General features: G+C 43.2%; 12 protein-coding genes. 5 read left to right on the forward strand and 7 right to left on the reverse strand.

Features of this window, described 5'->3' with window-relative positions; genetic code table 11:
• Positions 1-6: 6 nt before the first annotated feature.
• Together guaA and bshC are read right to left on the reverse strand one after the other, a co-directional pair.
• On the reverse strand, positions 7-1536 hold the full coding sequence (gene guaA, locus C5O00_RS01095; RefSeq protein WP_105214165.1) for a glutamine-hydrolyzing GMP synthase: 1530 nt from the start codon (positions 1534-1536) through the stop codon (positions 7-9).
• A gap of 49 nt (positions 1537-1585) precedes the next feature.
• Positions 1586-3181, reverse strand: coding sequence for a bacillithiol biosynthesis cysteine-adding enzyme BshC (bshC, locus tag C5O00_RS01100; protein WP_105214167.1), 1596 nt, complete (start codon positions 3179-3181; stop codon positions 1586-1588).
• Between the two features lie 149 nt (positions 3182-3330).
• Between bshC and C5O00_RS01105 the strand changes: the two genes are divergently transcribed.
• Both C5O00_RS01105 and C5O00_RS01110 read left to right on the forward strand, forming a co-directional pair.
• The gene (locus C5O00_RS01105; protein WP_105214169.1) at positions 3331-5811 is read left to right on the forward strand and encodes a M14 metallopeptidase family protein; all 2481 of its coding nucleotides are present in this window, start codon (positions 3331-3333) and stop codon (positions 5809-5811) included.
• An 86-nt stretch (positions 5812-5897) separates the two neighbouring features.
• The gene (locus C5O00_RS01110; RefSeq protein WP_158676745.1) at positions 5898-8864 is read left to right on the forward strand and encodes a CHAT domain-containing protein; all 2967 of its coding nucleotides are present in this window, start codon (positions 5898-5900) and stop codon (positions 8862-8864) included.
• 5 nt (positions 8865-8869) lie between these two features.
• Here the strand turns inward: C5O00_RS01110 and C5O00_RS01115 are convergent, their stop codons facing one another.
• Together C5O00_RS01115 and C5O00_RS01120 are read right to left on the reverse strand one after the other, a co-directional pair.
• Positions 8870-9619 (reverse strand): hypothetical protein, encoded by a 750-nt coding sequence (locus C5O00_RS01115; protein WP_105214173.1) that lies wholly within the window; start codon positions 9617-9619, stop codon positions 8870-8872.
• Complete coding sequence (locus C5O00_RS01120; RefSeq protein WP_105214175.1) at positions 9612-10247, reverse strand: RNA polymerase sigma factor; 636 nt, start codon at positions 10245-10247, stop codon at positions 9612-9614. Before C5O00_RS01120 ends, C5O00_RS01115 begins: the two co-directional genes overlap by 8 nt.
• Positions 10248-10339: 92 nt before the next feature.
• Here C5O00_RS01120 and C5O00_RS01125 point away from each other — a divergent pair, with 92 nt between their 5' ends.
• Positions 10340-10825, forward strand: coding sequence for a T9SS type A sorting domain-containing protein (locus tag C5O00_RS01125; protein ID WP_105214177.1), 486 nt, complete (start codon positions 10340-10342; stop codon positions 10823-10825).
• 11 nt (positions 10826-10836) lie between these two features.
• On the forward strand, positions 10837-12651 hold the full coding sequence (locus tag C5O00_RS01130) for a DUF8740 domain-containing protein (protein ID WP_105214179.1): 1815 nt from the start codon (positions 10837-10839) through the stop codon (positions 12649-12651).
• Positions 12652-12744: 93 nt separating this feature from the next.
• Here C5O00_RS01130 and C5O00_RS14435 read toward each other — a convergent pair whose 3' ends face one another.
• Positions 12745-12882 (reverse strand): hypothetical protein, encoded by a 138-nt coding sequence (locus tag C5O00_RS14435; protein WP_158676746.1) that lies wholly within the window; start codon positions 12880-12882, stop codon positions 12745-12747.
• 197 nt (positions 12883-13079) lie between these two features.
• Here C5O00_RS14435 and C5O00_RS01135 point away from each other — a divergent pair, with 197 nt between their 5' ends.
• Positions 13080-14009, forward strand: coding sequence for a tetratricopeptide repeat protein (locus C5O00_RS01135; protein WP_105214181.1), 930 nt, complete (start codon positions 13080-13082; stop codon positions 14007-14009).
• An 18-nt stretch (positions 14010-14027) separates the two neighbouring features.
• Here C5O00_RS01135 and C5O00_RS01140 read toward each other — a convergent pair whose 3' ends face one another.
• Both C5O00_RS01140 and C5O00_RS01145 read right to left on the reverse strand, forming a co-directional pair.
• On the reverse strand, positions 14028-15257 hold the full coding sequence (locus C5O00_RS01140; protein WP_105214183.1) for a glycosyltransferase: 1230 nt from the start codon (positions 15255-15257) through the stop codon (positions 14028-14030).
• A 3-nt stretch (positions 15258-15260) separates the two neighbouring features.
• Positions 15261-16532 carry a hypothetical protein gene (locus C5O00_RS01145; protein WP_105214185.1) on the reverse strand — a complete coding sequence of 424 codons (1272 nt, stop codon included), beginning with the start codon at positions 16530-16532 and terminating at the stop codon, positions 15261-15263.

Here is a 16532-nt window from a genome sequence, read left to right on the forward strand (position 1 = left end):
GCTTTTTTATTCCCATTCGATGGTAGCCGGAGGCTTAGAACTTATGTCGTACACTACTCTATTAACGCCTTTCACCCGGTTTATTATATTATTACTGGTTTCCTGTAAGAACTCATACGGTAAATTTACCCAATCTGCCGTCATTCCATCGGTACTTTCCACGGCTCTCAAGGCTACTACCTGCTCGTAAGTTCGTTCGTCTCCCATCACTCCAACACTTTGCACGGGCAACAAGATGGCACCGGCTTGCCACACTTTATCGTACAGATCCCACTTGCGAAGTCCCTCTATAAAAATGTGATCAACCTCCTGTAAGATACGAACTTTTTCAGCAGTTATATCTCCCAGGATCCGAATAGCAAGGCCTGGCCCCGGAAACGGATGTCTGCCTAAAAGTTTTTTATCTATCCCCAATTCGGCACCTACTCTGCGCACCTCATCCTTAAACAGCATTTTTAATGGTTCCACCACTTTTAATTTCATAAAATCCGGTAAACCACCTACGTTGTGGTGTGATTTTATGGTTACTGAAGGCCCGTTAACCGAAACACTTTCAATAACATCCGGATAGATGGTACCCTGTGCCAGCCAATCTACATCTTCCACCCTGTGTGCTTCATCGTCGAAAACGTCTATAAACATCCCACCAATTGCCTTGCGCTTGGCTTCAGGATCAGATTCTCCTTTCAGTGCTTCCAAGAAACGTGCCGAAGCATCCACACCGTGTACATTAAGACCCATATGCTTATACTGGTCGAGTACATCTTCAAATTCATTTTTTCGAAGCAAACCGTTATTTACAAATATGCAGTAGAGATTCTTGCCAATGGCCTTGTGTAACAGCACTGCTGCCACAGTGGAATCCACGCCACCACTTAGTCCGAGAATCACTTTACCATCCCCAATTTTTTCTTTCAGCATATCAACTGTTTCCTCTACGAATGCAGCAGGTGTCCAGTCTTGTTTCACCTGGGCGATATGAACCAGAAAATTCTCTAGAAGATGTTTCCCGTGGGTTGTGTGATAAACTTCAGGGTGAAACTGGATAGCGTAGGTATCTTCTCCTTCAATGCGATAGGCAGCGTTTGCAACATCACTTGTGCTGGCAAGTCGCACACCTCCTTCAGGCAATTCGGCTATGGTATCGCTATGGCTCATCCATACTTGTGTATTTTCAGGAATACCGGCAAACAAACATTCGCGATCGTGTATGGTTTCCAACTTTGCACGTCCGTACTCCCGAATATCCGATGGGGCTACGTGACCCTTGTTAAAATGAGCAAGATACTGCGCGCCGTAACAAACCCCCAGCAGGGGTTTGTGGCCCTTTATTGCAGAAAGGTCTGGATGCGGAGCATCCTCGGCGCGCACCGAGAACGGGCTACCGGACAAAATCACTGCTTTAAAGGGTTCTAAATTCTCAGGAATATGATGGTAAGGATGGATCTCGCAATAGATATTCAACTCTCGAACACGTCTTGCAATTAGTTGGGTATACTGCGATCCGAAGTCTAAAATGAGGACGTTATTGTGCATAGGCAAAAGTAATTCAAAAAAATAATTCGCCTAAATCTTTTCGTAAAAATTACCAGCTAATTACCGTAAACTTATTCACTAGTGGATCCAGTTCTTTTTTTAGAACAGAAAGTAACTCCGGTCCGTACTCCAAATAGAATTCAGAAAAGTTCTTATACCGCTCCTGCAGGCTTTCACCCGGGAATAGAGATTCCTTTAACGTTGTGATCCTTTCCAACTCTCCTGAAAGTTTTCGTCTCTGGGCTTTTAACAATCGTTTTTCCAGCTTGTCAAGTCCATTTAACTGTTTTTTCTCCTGGGCCGCAACAGCTCCTAGAAAGGACGCATCGGTTTTTTCGGCGATCTCGTACATAGATCGAAATTGCTGCTTTAAAAATTCCCGTTGCTTACTAAAATCGATATCTATTTCGGAAATACGACGGGTGTGCATATTTTCCAGCTCCTGTACAGGGAGGAATAATTCTCGTACCGAAAGCTGCAATCTTTTTAATTTGTCCAGGGATTTCTCCTGTATCAACAAGGCTGAATTTCGTAAAAGTAATATCGGAAAAGTAACCTCCACAGTATCGAAATACTTTTTCAACTGCAGCCAATACGCCAGTTCACCACCTCCCCCAACATAACAGAGGTTAGGAAGTATCACCTCCTGATATAAGGGCCGGAGAAGTGCATTTGGTGAAAATCGCTCCGGATAGGTATGTAACTCTTCAATGATGTCCTCTACGCTAAAACTGATCTGGGTATTGTTAACGTGATACACCCCGTCTTTTTCAATGATACGCTCTCGCAATCCTTCATTTAGGTAGAACAGGTTAATTTCTCTCGGACTCACTTGCTCCGGATACCCCAATTCCTTTAATCTGGAACTGGTTTCTGTTACGTGGTTAAACGCTGTGCGTTTTTCAAGTTCTTGTTGTGCATACGGAATAAAAGCTGTTTTTAGCTGGTGGTCGTTTCCGTCAACGATCACTAGTCCATACGCTCCAAATAATTCGTTGGCCAGATACCGCGTTGCCCGAGTTAGATCCCGATGTTTCGTGTATGCAGTCTCGAACAGTTCTTTCAGACCATTGCTAAACTTCCCACTTCCCATTTCTTTATCGAAAATCTCCAACACTGCGTCGAGTCCTTCCGTACTTAACTCCCCAACTGCACCACCGTCAGCGCGATTCCATCGTATCTTCTTTCCGTGGAAATTAAAATAATTGATCTCCTCAAAATCGTGATCCTCGGTAGCCATCCAATATACCGGTACAAAATCATGATCGGGATATTCTTTTTTTAAGGCTTCGGAAAGGTTTATTACCGAAATGATCTTGTAAAGAAAATACAATGGGCCGGTAAATAGATTAAGTTGATGTCCCGTAGTAATGGTGAAGGTTTTCTCGCTATGCAACGCCTCGATATTAGCCTGGGTGGCTTCGGAAAGTGATAGCCCTTCCAACTGTTTTTTCAAGGCCGAAACCAGCGTTTTCCTGAAATTATGGTCATATCCTTTATTTTTCTCCTCGATTTGATCGCGGAATGCCTCAATATTAGGAAAGCGATGATAAAAGGGCCGTATCGAGTCGTCCTCCGCGAGATAATCACAAATAAGTTTAGAGAAAAAACCGGTTTCTTTATAGGGAATGGTTTCGATTGGCATGGTTTCAGAAATTCATTCAAAAATAAACACTTTTATTTCGGCAATTTCTAAAAATACGTTAATTCATAATAGTGTTGAAAAAGTTCAACTTTCAATTCCCGAATTTTAGAAATTCCGTTACCTTTAGGCTTCGTTTTAAAAAACTAACAATGATTCGCTTAAGCTCTCTTTTACTCTTATTCGTTACCATATCCCTTAACGCACAACTTAAATCGCCCTCCGAATTCCTCGGATACGAGATCGGCAGTGAATTCTCAAGACACGCCGATGTGGTTAATTATTTTAAACATGTTGCAGACAACAGCGACCTGGTTACCTACCAATCCTACGGAAAAACCAATGAAAGAAGACCGCTTACCTACGCCATTGTTACGTCCACAGCCAATATGGCGAATATCGATAAAATAAGAAGGGATAACCTTAAGAATATCGGACTCGAAAACGGCTCGTCCAATCCCGAGATCGCTATTGTATGGCTAAGCTTCAATGTACATGGGAACGAAGCTTCCAGTACCGAAGCCTCGATGACAACCTTATATAAACTTATTACCGAGAAAAAGGAATGGCTAAACAATACAGTCGTGATTATCGATCCATGCGTGAATCCCGATGGCCGGGACCGTTACGCAAACTGGTACAACCAGGTGAAAGCCACGCCCTATGACAAATTACAGGTTGCCGCAGAACACAACGAACCCTGGCCGGGAGGGCGTCCTAACCACTATCTTTTCGACCTTAACCGGGACTGGGTATGGGCAACCCAAATAGAATCTACCGAAAGATTGAAGATATATAACCAGTGGATGCCACATGTCCATGTCGATTTTCACGAACAGGGAATTAATGAACCCTATTATTTTGCGCCTGCCGCAGAGCCTTATCATGAGATCGTTTCTACTTGGCAACGCGAATTCCAGGAAATGATAGGTAAAAATCATGCGCGTTATTTCGATAAGGAAGGATGGTTGTTCTTTACCCGAGAACGATTCGATCTGCTTTACCCCAGCTACGGGGATACCTACCCCATGTTCATGGGAGCCATAGGAATGACCTACGAGCAGGCAGGTCACGGACGTGCAGGCCTTGGTATCAACACAGACGAAGGCTACGAACTCACCCTCTTCGACAGGGTAGCGCATCACACAACTACCGGACTTTCAACCGTGGAGGTAGCTTCTAAAAATGCGAAGAAATTAAACTCAGAATTCAAGAAATTCTTCCAGAATGACAACCTCAAATACAAGAGCTACGTACTGAAAGGCAATGCCGATAAGATAGACGCACTTACCAAACTGCTTAGGAAACACCAGATCGCGTACGGTTTTGCCTCAGGCGGTACGGTTTCGGGCTACAGTTATACAACCAACGGGAACGGCAGCATGAATGCCTCCGGTGCACTAGTAGTTAGTACCAACCAACCCAAGGGTAAAATGGTAAAAGCGTTGTTCGAACCCGACGCCAAATTAAATGAACCCTTAACGTACGATATTACAGCATGGAGCCTACCACGGGCCTACGGATTGGAGGCGATTGCCTCCACATCGAATGTGAGCGCGAATAGTGAACTAGCTACATATAACATTAATAATCAGCAGGCTCCGGCATCCCCGGGATATATCAGTAGCTGGAATAGCCTCTACGACGCTGGTTTCCTTGCAGAACTTCTTAAAAATGACATCAGGGTGCGCTTTACAGAAAAGGATGTGAGCTATGGCGGGAAGACATTTAATAAAGGGAGCCTCATCATTACACGAAGCGACAACAAGAAAAATGCAGAGTTTGATCGATTGGTAACGAGCATAGCTACTAAGCACAACCGACAATTATACGCGGCGCCAACCAGTTATAGCGATAATGGTTACGATTTTGGATCTCCGGAGATCAAACTGGTGAATAAACAACGGATCGCCGTCCTGAAAGGCGAAGGTACGTCTTCATTGAGTTACGGAGCCATTTGGCATTTCTTCGAACAGCAACTTCATTATCCGGTGACTTCCATCGATACCGATGGCTTTAATGTGGATAAGCTAAATTCATTTGATGTTTTAATTCTCCCTTCCGGGTGGTATGGAGGAACACTAAACGATAGCGTGATGGACGATCTGAACGCATGGATACGTGATGGTGGGAAGGTAATCGCCTTTGGCGGTGCATTGAGATCGTTTTCGGGGAAAGACGGGTTTTCTTTAAAATTCAATGATTCTGATGAAGACGGTGACAATGAAAAATCGGAAAACCTCACCCCATATGACCAGAGAGAAAGAGAAAGTGTGAAAAATTTTATTACCGGTAGTATATACGAAGTGACTTTGGATCCGTCACACCCCATGGCATTTGGTTATGGTGATACATATTACAGTTTGAAACTAGGCAGTAGCTCCTATTCTTTCCTCGACAGCGGATACAACGTGGGCTATATAAAAGGTACCCCTGTTAGCGTTTCTGGATTCTCGGGTGACGCGGCCAAGGCCGGCCTTGAAAATTCTTTGGTCTTTGGAGAGACTCGAATGGGTCGCGGTAGCGTAGTTTATTTTGTAGACGATGTGATGTTCAGATCGTTTTGGGAAAATGGTAAACTTTTCTTTGTAAACAGTATCTTCTTTGTGAACAATAATAAATTCCGAATCTAATTAAAGAGTACAAATCAGGGTTTTTTCTGTAGCTTTTTTCTGAAGTAAATAATTCCATATCTTTATTGGAGTTGGCTGATAATCAGATGAAAAAACTTCTATTCTTTCTTTTTTTCTTCGGAATTCAATATTCGGGATCTACCCAGGAATGTAATATTTCCGAAGGGATAGAAAAGATTCATACGCTAAATTCTAAAGGGGATTTTAAAGCCGCTCTGGTATTGGCCGGCAACCTGCAAACTTGCCCTAACTTAGAGGTTGAAAACTCTCTCGAACTGCTGATCTGGGAATATAAATTACACCGAAACCAACTTAAAAATAAGAAGGCAGAAGAGGCCATAGTGAAAGCGCTGTCCCTTTTAACCCGTACCCGAATGCAAGCCGATAGGGATTTTGAGTTATTGCTACTAGAGCATTATGCTTTACGTGGTAAAAAACACGAATTCGATCTCTTGTATAAAAGACTTGAACCGGAGATCGAAGCGTTGAATTCGGATCAATCGGAATTCAAAGGGAGATATTACCTCAGCAGACACTATGGGATGGACGGAAATACCTACCCGGCAGAGCGAGTAAATTTTCTGCACCGGGCTCTGGAGCAATTTGAGGCAAGCGACTCTATATCCATTTATTATCTGGGCAATACACTTCGCGCCCTGGGCAACCTCAACAGAACTCATGGCGACTATGATAAATCGGCATCCTTTTACCAGAGGGAGTTGGAATTATATACCTCACACTACCCTATAGATCATTTTAATATCTCCATCTGTAATTACAATCTTGGAGGTGTTTATTATGAGAAACTGGAGTATGAGAAGGCACTGGACCATTTCCTTAAAGCACATCGAATCTGGATTAAAACATATAAGCCAGACAGTCACCGAATGAGAAGCCTCAATGAAGCCATTGGAGATATGTATTGGGAATTAGACGATCATGAAAAAGCGTTAGAATATTTCAATTATGCAGTTCCCTTTCAAAAACACGTGAATAACGATGAGAGTGAGAGTACTCTCACTAAGGCCGACAGTCTTCTGGAAGCAGGAAACTATGCCTCCGCAATGATATACTATGAAGAAGCTGTAAACTGGCGTGAAAAGACGTTTGGTAAAGATCATTTGCTCACCGGGGCATGTAAAAATTTCGTAGCTCGTGCACTTCATGCCGCTGGTGATGTTCGGGCCTCCCTGGACGCCTACCAGGAAGCTATCAACATACTTGTTGCAGATATGGATAATACATCCTGGTATGCCAATCCCAACCTCAATATGCAGATCCAATCGGGGCAATACCTGCTGGAAGCACTTACTGCTAAAGGAGAGCTCCTAAAGGAATTATATTTGGAGACCAGCGAATTAAATGATCTGGTTGCCGCCCTGGATACCCAGGAAACAGCGATTCAATTACTGGAAAAGATCAAAAACAGCGAGATGTCTACCGCCAGTAAATCATTCTGGACCACCAAAACAATAAATCTCGTGGATAGTGCCATTGACACAGCCCTGCGTTTAGAATCGGTAACAGGTGACCAAAACTATATCGCTACAGCGTTCAATTTTACAGAAAGAAGTAAGGCCTTATTACTCCTGGCTTCTCTTTATGACCAGGAAGTGAATTTATTTGCAAATGTTCCTCAGGAAATCATTCAGAAGGAAAAAGAATTAAAGGCAGGCATCACAGAATATGTAGGTCGCATAGAAAATGAAGAAAAACGCTGTGCTGAGGTACGAGATAAAATGCTCAAACTATACACCGGGAAATTACATTCTTTGCAAAATAGCTATGATTTGCTAATCAATGAGATCGCCCAGAAGTATCCCGATTACTACGAGCTAAAATACGATGTGCAAATTGCTTCCTTAAAGGAGATTCAAAAACAGTTGTTAAATAACAAGAAACAAATTATAAGTTATTTTTCCGGGGCAAAACATACCTATGTCTTCCACATTAGTACTAAGTCTTGCGAAGTTCGTCGTATAGAAAACTCTGCTGAGCTCACTACGCAAATGGCCAGGTTTTTTGAGATAGTAAGTGGAAATCAGGCCGAAATAAGTAATACAGAGTCGATCGCACAATACACCACCATCGCTTTTCAGTTGTACGATATCCTCCTGGGTCCGGAATTAGGCGATAGTGAACATCTAAACCAGCTAATTCTTATTCCCGATGGAAATATATCGTATCTGCCTTTTGAGAGTTTGCTTACCCGAGAACCCGAAACAGGCGTTATCAACTACAAATACTTACCGTATTTGTTCAGAAAATATGCAGTTTCTTACAGTCCGTCGGCTTCAATAGCCCTTGTCAATAATCGTCTGAAAAGCAGAGGATCCGGTTACTATGGATTCGCACCCGATTACAACAGCGAAAGTGACAACGAGCTGCGGAAGAAACCTTCCAACCTAAGATATAACCAACCCGAAGTTGAATATGCCGGCGAACTGTTCAACGGGGAGATATGGAAAGGAGAAAATGTTACCGAAGAGCTTTTAAAACGCAATTCCGCCAAGGCCGGTATACTGCATCTGGCAATGCACGGACAGGTGGAAGATGAGCACCCCATGCTATCAAGATTATTCTTTAATAGTTCAGATAACGAGGATGGTATGCTACATATTTATGAAGTCTATAATCTCAGTATCCCTGCAGAACTCGTGATTTTAAGTGCGTGTAATACGGCGGCTGGAAAATTGAACAGGGGTGAAGGAATTATGAGTTTGGAACGAGCCTTTCAGTATGCAGGTAGCAAATCACTTTTAGCAACTTTATGGAGTGTGGATGATGCAGCCTCTTCACGGATAACGCAATTATTTCTTCAGAATCTCAACAATGGTATGCCGAAAAATATTGCGCTTCAGCAAGCGAAGATCACGTTTTTGGAAACCGCTAATCCCGAAAAACTTCACCCCTTTTACTGGAGTAGTTTCAGGTTAACAGGTAACACCAGTTCTTTAAGTCGCGGACTCAAACCATACTATTACGGCATGGGAATTGGCTTTCTGGTTATTATTACAGCTTTGTTTCTATTCAGAAGAAAAAAGAGGAAATAAGCCGATTAATTTTCAATTTTAGTGTTCAGTATTTTTTTTGCCTTACGGTGATTGTAGGTCTTGTTCTTTACGATCTCCTTAAAAACCTGTTTAGCTTCGATTTTCCTGCCGTTCTTTAATATGGCGAGCGCATAATACCAATTTGCCTGTTCTTTGTAGTCTGAATTCTCCAGCCGCACCTCGTTGAAATAATAAGCAGCATCCACATAATCCGGATGTTCGAGTTGTAAATAACTCATTCCCTGGTAGAATTCACGGGTTGTAAAATGCACGTTGTCGTTTTGTGATATCTCAAAATACTGTAAAGCATCCTCATAATTACCTGCATAATAGTATTCGACGGCCTTATTCCAGTTCTCCGATCCTTCATCGATATTATCCCTTAACACAGATGGTGGGTCGTAAGGTTCGTAATATCGGTCGTAAACTTCTGCTGTGGTCATGCTGCCGCTAAGATTAAAAAACAGGCTAACACCTAAGATCACTACAAGTATAGCTGCAACTGCCATCAAAGGCCGGGGTTTTATTCTTTTCACCGGAACCTTAGTCTTTGCCTTCTCCTCAATACCTTGTAATGTAGATTGTAGTTCGAGCCTCCCTACCTCATCGATCAACTTATGCGCCGCAAGCGTAGCCTGATAAGCATCATTGAATGAGGGATCATGTTCGAGTCTATGCTCAAAATCCTTCCGTTCCTCTTCACTCATATCGCCCTGGATGTACCGGTCTATTTCTATTTCGTGTGAATCATTCATTGGATCTTAATATTTGTATCAATGCGGGGCGGCTACTGATCAATTCTTTTAATTTTTTAAGGCATTTGTATTTTTTATTCCTAACTATCTGATCGCTACTAAAATTACCCGCCGCAGCAATATCCTTCATAGAAGTGTTGTGGTAAATACTTTCCACTAGTATCTTTTTGCAGTCCTCTCCCAGTAAGGCAATTACCTCCAATACCTGTTGTCTGTTTTCACCTCTAATGATGGTTGCAAGTTGCCCCTTTATTTCCTGATCGCCTTGTTCGAGGGCGTTGTGATGTTCATCTCTCACCTTATCCTTTTTTATCTGGTTTAACCACTTGAACCTTGCAACTGAATACAGATAGGTACTAATGGCGCTTTCGCCTTTAAAAATATCCTCCTTTACGTTTTCATAGAACGCAATAACCGATTCCTGGAAGATATCTGCCGCTTGTTCGGTTGTCCCGCTATTGGATAAGACAAATCCGAATATCCGTCCCCGATTTTGCTGATATATCAGCTCGAGTGCCTGGTTTCGCCCGGGGTTTCCTCCCTTTAGCAGATCCAATAGTTCATTATCCGGCAGTGGTTTTTTGATAGTATGTAAGTTTTGAGAGACGGTTTGTAATAAAAATATCAAAAAAAATGCACAATGAAGGTTACAATTCCTGTCCGGCGGTTTACATAGAAGTGAAGAAACCCAAAATTATGTAACCTTTTAAATTATTAATTATGAGTAAAAACAAACTAAAACACCTAATCATCTGCGCCATCTGGCTTTCCGGATTGACGGTTTTTGCACAAAGCAATACAGTAACTGCCGGAGGCGACGCTTCCAGCCCGGACGGTTCGGTGAGCTATACCATAGGGCAGCTGGACTATATCGAAGCTAGTGGATCCGGAGGAACTGCCAGCCAGGGTGTTCAGCAACCTATCGAAATAATTATACTGGGCAACAATGATTATGAAGAGATTAACCTGATCGCCTCCATTTACCCCAATCCAACGGTGAATCATGTAACACTTATGGTTCAAAATATGGACCCTTCAGGTATGGAATTCCAATTGTACGATCTGTCCGGGAGAATGCTTCAGAAAAAAGTAATTAAGCAGAACAACACTGTTGTATCTATGGAGTATCTGTCATCGGCCACCTATTTTCTGGCTGTAACAAAACATGGATCAGTATTGAAAACCTTTAAAATAATCAAACACTAAAAATTTTAATTATGAAAAATATTACAATTCTTTTTATCGCTTTGCTCAGTTGTCTCGGCACTTGGGCGCAAACACCGGAAAAAATGAGTTTTCAAGCTGTAGTGCGCGATGCAGCCGGTGACCTTATAACAGACACGACCATAGGGATGCAAATAAGTGTGCTTATGGGTTCACCCACCGGAACAGCAGTATATGTAGAGACCCATACCCCCACTACCAATACTAATGGTCTGGCCACTGTGGAGATTGGAGACGGAACCGTTGTTACCGGAAGTTTCTCTGCTATATTCTGGGAATTAGGATCGTATTATCTTAAAACGGAGATCGACCCTGCAGGTGGAACAACCTACACCATAGAATCTACTACCCAGTTAATTAGTGTTCCCTATGCCCTTTTATCCAAAGACACGGAGAATAAGAATACCCTTGATGAGGCATATGACGAAGGAGGGGCCGGACTTGGCAAGAGTATTACGGCAGATGCTGGTCCTGTGGAGATCATAGGCGACGGAGATTTTGCCTTAGAAGTGGTTTGCGACCCAGACTTTTCGGGAATATATGTGGAGGGAGTTACAGCAATCGATCATGCCGCGATCTACGGTTTTGGAGACGGAGATGCCTACGGGGTATGGGGAAGTAATAGTGGTGCCAGTTCCTCCTTGTACGGCTGGCATAACGGGACCGGAAACGCACTTGATATATTGCATCTGGGCACAGGTAAAGGAATTTTTTTAGAGAACGCCGGTACAGGATTGTCGCTGGATATACTTCAGGGCAATCCTGCAAACGCCACTACCGCACTAATAGCTTCTACTATGGGAACCGGTGGAGTCGCCTTCTTTAACACAGATGATAATAACGCCAACCTGGCCAATACACTGGTCACCAATAATAATGCGGCCGGAAGTGCGGCTCAGTTTATCATAACCGATGAAGTTGCCGGAAAAGTAAATGGAAAACCGGCTGTAGAAGTTCTAACCAATGGGAAAGGCCCTGGTATGAACGTAATTGTGATGAATCCCGCCATGGGTGCCGATATGAATGCAGAACCGGCTGTATTTGCCAAACACGACGGATATGGTAATGGAGCGTTTTTGGAGACGCCAAAATCAGACAACACCAAGTCCACACTTGAAATTAAGAACAACGGTACCGGACATGGCGCACATATCGATAGCTTTGGAAATCCGGGAATAAACGTAGAAGCTACTTTGTACGTAGAACAGGGAAACTCCTCTACGGTTGCTGCTAAAGGAAGAACTGCGATCTTCGATCTGCATCCTGCCGGTACCTCGGCAGATGCTGCCGTCTTAATTCGATCAAGTGCCACTTCGGGGGGGAGCAGTGCCTTACGGGTTATTCCTGCCGATGCCACTAAACTGGCTGCGGTTTTTGAAGGGGATGTGGAGGTTGCTTCCGATATTACAATTGGAGGTATGATGAGCGCAGCAGCCAAGGCGTTTAAAATAGACCATCCTTTGGATCCTGAAAATAAATTCCTGGTACATAATTCTATCGAAAGTAATGAGAGGGTGAATATATATAGTGGAAATATAACAACCGATATCGAGGGATATGCTACGGTACAATTACCAGACTATATGAGCGCGCTCAACAGAGATTATAAATACCAACTAACAATAGTGGATAAGGAATTTGCTCAGGCGATCATCTGGGAGCCTCTTAACGAGGAGTCCAACTCCTTTGTTATAAAAACCAGTGTTCCGGAAATAAAGCTAAGCTGGCAGGTTACAGGAACCAGGCAAGATACCTGGGCTCTTGAAAACCCCATGCAAGTGGAGGTAGCCAAAAATACGGAACAGTAGAATTTAATTCTACACTTTTAAGAGAGCTGCCATTGGCGGCTCTCAATCTTTTTGTATGCAGCTATCTGGTTCAAAAAAAAATGCAATACCTATTTAGGTGTCGGAATAATGAGGTTCCAGATCTAAAACTGCGTCTGCAGTGAAGTATCGCTCAGATTTTATGATCTCATAAAACCACTCCAGAAAACTCTGTGATCGACGCTTAAACGTGTAATTTAATTTCTGCTCCATAATAAATAAGGTTCAGCATAAACAGGATCACAATGGAATAGGGCTAGTATAAAGATAGGGAAGAATAATACTAAAACGTACTCTTTTTCCTACTTTTGGTAGTTTTTTTCTTACAATTAATCGGAGTTTTATCCAGGATTTCTAGATTTATCTTAAATTCATTGCCAGCGAGATTAACTTTACCTCTAAACTCTGTTATGAATAAAATCTGCTTTATCCTTCTGCTAACTGTTTTAATTGCATGCAAAACTGAAGAATTTAAAGACCCACCAGCACCGGCACCCAATTACGAAGGGATAAGTCTGTTAGGCGACACCCTGCGATCCAAAGCTCCTTCCGAAGCTTTTATGCAGCGCTATGAGGAGAAGAAGAAAAACTACAACGAAAACCCCGATGATCTGGATGCACTCATTTGGTATGGACGGTTTACCGCCTACAAAGGTGATTACAGAAAGGCAATAGAGATCTACACAGATGGATTAAAGAAATACCCCGATGAATCAAGGTTGTTAAGGCATCGCGGACATAGATATATTTCCATTCGGGAATTTGATAAAGCGATCGCCGATCTTTCTGCAGCAGCTAAATTAATTGAAGGAAAAGAAAACCAAACAGAGCCGGATGGAATGCCTAATGCCAGAAATATTCCTGTAAGCACCATGCATGGAAATATACACTACCATCTCGGGCTGGCTTATTACCTGAAACAAGATATGCGTAATGCGCTTGAGGCCTATAAAAATTGCCTGGAAACATCTTCGAACCCGGATAATGTTGTATCTGCCACCCATTGGATATATATGATCAATCGCCGTATGGGTAGGTTAGAAACGGCAGCGCAATACCTCGTTAATATTGATGAAGATATGGACGTGATCGAAAATGACGCTTACCATAAGGCATGTCTGGTATACAAAGGGGTGCTAAAACCTGAAGTTGTTTACGATCCGGGATCAACGGATACCCCTTCCGGAAGTGCACTAAAATATGCTATTGGCAACTGGTATTATTACAACGGCGACAGGAAAAAGGCCGAACAGATCTTCAGGGAGATCGTAGCGGGTGACGATTGGGCGTCGTTTGGGTATATCGCCGCCGAAAGCGATCTCGCAAATTACTTTAACTAAATAAACCAGACTTTTACTTTAAAAACGGTTCTTTAGTTCGATCCATTTGCTCATGTACTTAGAGGCTTGCAGGTTTTGCTGGTGAAGCACCTGGCCTACAAAATTCCTATTGCGATGGCTGTGAAGATCATTATTTAAAACTTCTAGTTTTCTTTTAAAAGTTTCTGAAAAAAGCCTTAGATCGAAACGATTTCTTAGAATGTTGAATCCCTGATCCCGCGCCATATTCCACGAATTCTCATTCGAAAATAACCGAATAGCCGCCTCGATAAGTTGTCCGGGTTCTTCTTCCACAGCACCGCAGAAGGGAAACTTACCGTTAATGCCCTCGGCACCAATGGCAGTAGTAACCACCGGTGTTCCATTGCGCATTGCATCCAGGATCTTACCTTTTAAACCGGCCCCAAACCGAAGGGGTGCTAGACATAATCTCGCATTTTGCATCATCTTGTTCACATCCTGTGCCCATCCTTTAATGTGAAATCCCGTATGTTGATCGTGAAGTTGAGTGATCTGTTGCGGAGCATAATTCCCGTAAACATGCAGTTCTGCTGAAGGAAGCGCTTCATGGATCCCGGGCCAAATTTCGGTGGCCAGCCATTTTACGCTGTCCAGGTTGGGTGCATGCTGAAAATTCCCGATCGTGACCATATGGCTGCGTTGCTCAAAACCGGGTGATTCGGCTTGCTGCAGTATAGAAATATCTGTCACCAAAGGCAGGTAGAACAAGATCTCGGATGAGATCCTGAATTGATCTTGTAATAAGTCCAGTTCTGTTTCGGAAATAATAAGTGAAAGGTCCGATCTCAATATACTTGCGATCTCCCGTTTGGCAAGATTGGTATACACATTTGCTTCTGAAACAGATAAGCCTTCTTTTATCGCCAATTCCCTCGCTTTACGTAAAAAATGAAGATCTTCTGTATCCAGGATCCTAACTGCCTCGGGACAGGTTTGGGCGACGCGCCAACCAAATTGTTCTTCGGTGATATAACGATCGAAGATCACAACCTGTGGATCCAGTTCCCCGATCAGTGCATCAAAAGATGGATGGTTTAGCTGAATGCTTTCTACCGAGATTCCCATTTCTTCCAGAGATGCCGACTTCTCCATAGCCGAGGCCGTGCTTCCGAAAGTAATTTGGTATCCAAACTCCCTGAAAAGATCAATTAGTTGCATCATCCGAACCCCGGCTGCCGTGGTGGAGGGTTCGGGAAAGGTATGGCCTATTACAAATAGTTTCTTCAAGGACTAAAGTTTGTCCAAAGATAAGGTGGCAGTTTTAATTGAAGATGTTCCTTTATTTACTACCGTCCACGCGGTGAACAATTCGGTACCTAGTCTTTCCAACTGCGGGAATCCACTTGCTCGTTCTGCGCTGGTATGGGATATTGTTATCGGGTCTCCTTTCTTTCCTTCTGAAGTTACTTTAAGTACCCTGATCGTTTCTTCATCGCCGTCTGGTTCCATCCACATTACAGCCGCCTCCGTTTCATTTAGCATAACCACATCTACCCTGCCGGTAGCATTCCCGGAATCGATCCTGATTGGCTTACCATATGATCTACCCACATCATTCGAAAATACTAGTTGTACTTTTCCTTCGCCTCCCACGGCCGTAAACCAGGCAACGGCTAAAGAATTCCCGAATGAGTCGATAGCAGGCCCGTTAACAGGGCAGCCATCAATTTTCCACTGGTCGTCCCCAATGGGCAAAGGTTCGCTCCAACCGTCCTTTTTATCCCATCGTACCACGGAAATATCTCTTATCTCACCTTCTTTTCTGTCCCTGTAAGCCACAATGATCTCATCGTCCGGCCCAATGGCCGATGCAGTCTGGCAGCAATCGCACACGCGATCATCCATTAAGGTATCGTAATCTATCGTTCCATCTTCGAAAAGCAGTGCGGCCCGAAGGGTCATAGCTCCTTGTCCGTGTCCCTTCCCTACCGTTTCCCGTCCATCTAGCCAGGTAAAGAGAAAAGAATTCCCTGTGTAGGGACGTACAGATACAAATCCATGTTCGCTTTGGGTGCCATCATCGTGCAACAGAAAATTGTTTTTCACGAAACTGGTGTTCGAGTTGAAAAAGTTAAGTTTTACGTCGTAGGTGTAGGTGCCTGTAGCAGATTTTTGTAAAAAACTACTCACGATATTACCATTATTCTCGGCAATTACCGGGAAATCGGCCCAATTAACAAACCAATCGGAACCCGAACTTTCCTCCAAATAATCGGACCAGGATCCATTTGAGTAGCTTGCGTACTTAAGAATAGCAAGGCTGTCTTTCTTCTCGACCCATGACATATAGATTTCCTTGCCGTTACTAAATATCCTGGGCAGTGAACTATTACCCTCTACCGGATTTGGTAGCTGCGTTACCACCGATGTTTTAGTTTCTGTATTCCCAACTTTTGTTTCACTATCCTTACAGGCTATAATTAGCGTGCTAAAAAGGAACAGGAGGAGGAGATAACTTACTATTTTCGAGATGTCAAGTGCTAAGCGATTGTTATTTCTCAT

The organism is Pukyongia salina (assembly GCF_002966125.1).
Classification (GTDB): domain Bacteria; phylum Bacteroidota; class Bacteroidia; order Flavobacteriales; family Flavobacteriaceae; genus Pukyongia; species Pukyongia salina.

What these genes read in the sequence shown, in the direction of transcription:
- guaA (WP_105214165.1), bottom strand. Translation starts at nt 1,536, where the DNA reads ATGCACAATAACGTCCTCATTTTAGACTTCGGATCGCAGTATACCCAA.
- bshC (WP_105214167.1), bottom strand. Translation starts at nt 3,181, where the DNA reads ATGCCAATCGAAACCATTCCCTATAAAGAAACCGGTTTTTTCTCTAAA.
- C5O00_RS01105 (WP_105214169.1), top strand. Translation starts at nt 3,331, where the DNA reads ATGATTCGCTTAAGCTCTCTTTTACTCTTATTCGTTACCATATCCCTT.
- C5O00_RS01110 (WP_158676745.1), top strand. Translation starts at nt 5,898, where the DNA reads ATGAAAAAACTTCTATTCTTTCTTTTTTTCTTCGGAATTCAATATTCG.
- C5O00_RS01115 (WP_105214173.1), bottom strand. Translation starts at nt 9,619, where the DNA reads ATGAATGATTCACACGAAATAGAAATAGACCGGTACATCCAGGGCGAT.
- C5O00_RS01125 (WP_105214177.1), top strand. Translation starts at nt 10,340, where the DNA reads ATGAGTAAAAACAAACTAAAACACCTAATCATCTGCGCCATCTGGCTT.
- C5O00_RS01130 (WP_105214179.1), top strand. Translation starts at nt 10,837, where the DNA reads ATGAAAAATATTACAATTCTTTTTATCGCTTTGCTCAGTTGTCTCGGC.
- C5O00_RS14435 (WP_158676746.1), bottom strand. Translation starts at nt 12,882, where the DNA reads ATGGAGCAGAAATTAAATTACACGTTTAAGCGTCGATCACAGAGTTTT.
- C5O00_RS01135 (WP_105214181.1), top strand. Translation starts at nt 13,080, where the DNA reads ATGAATAAAATCTGCTTTATCCTTCTGCTAACTGTTTTAATTGCATGC.
- C5O00_RS01145 (WP_105214185.1), bottom strand. Translation starts at nt 16,532, where the DNA reads ATGAGAAATAACAATCGCTTAGCACTTGACATCTCGAAAATAGTAAGT.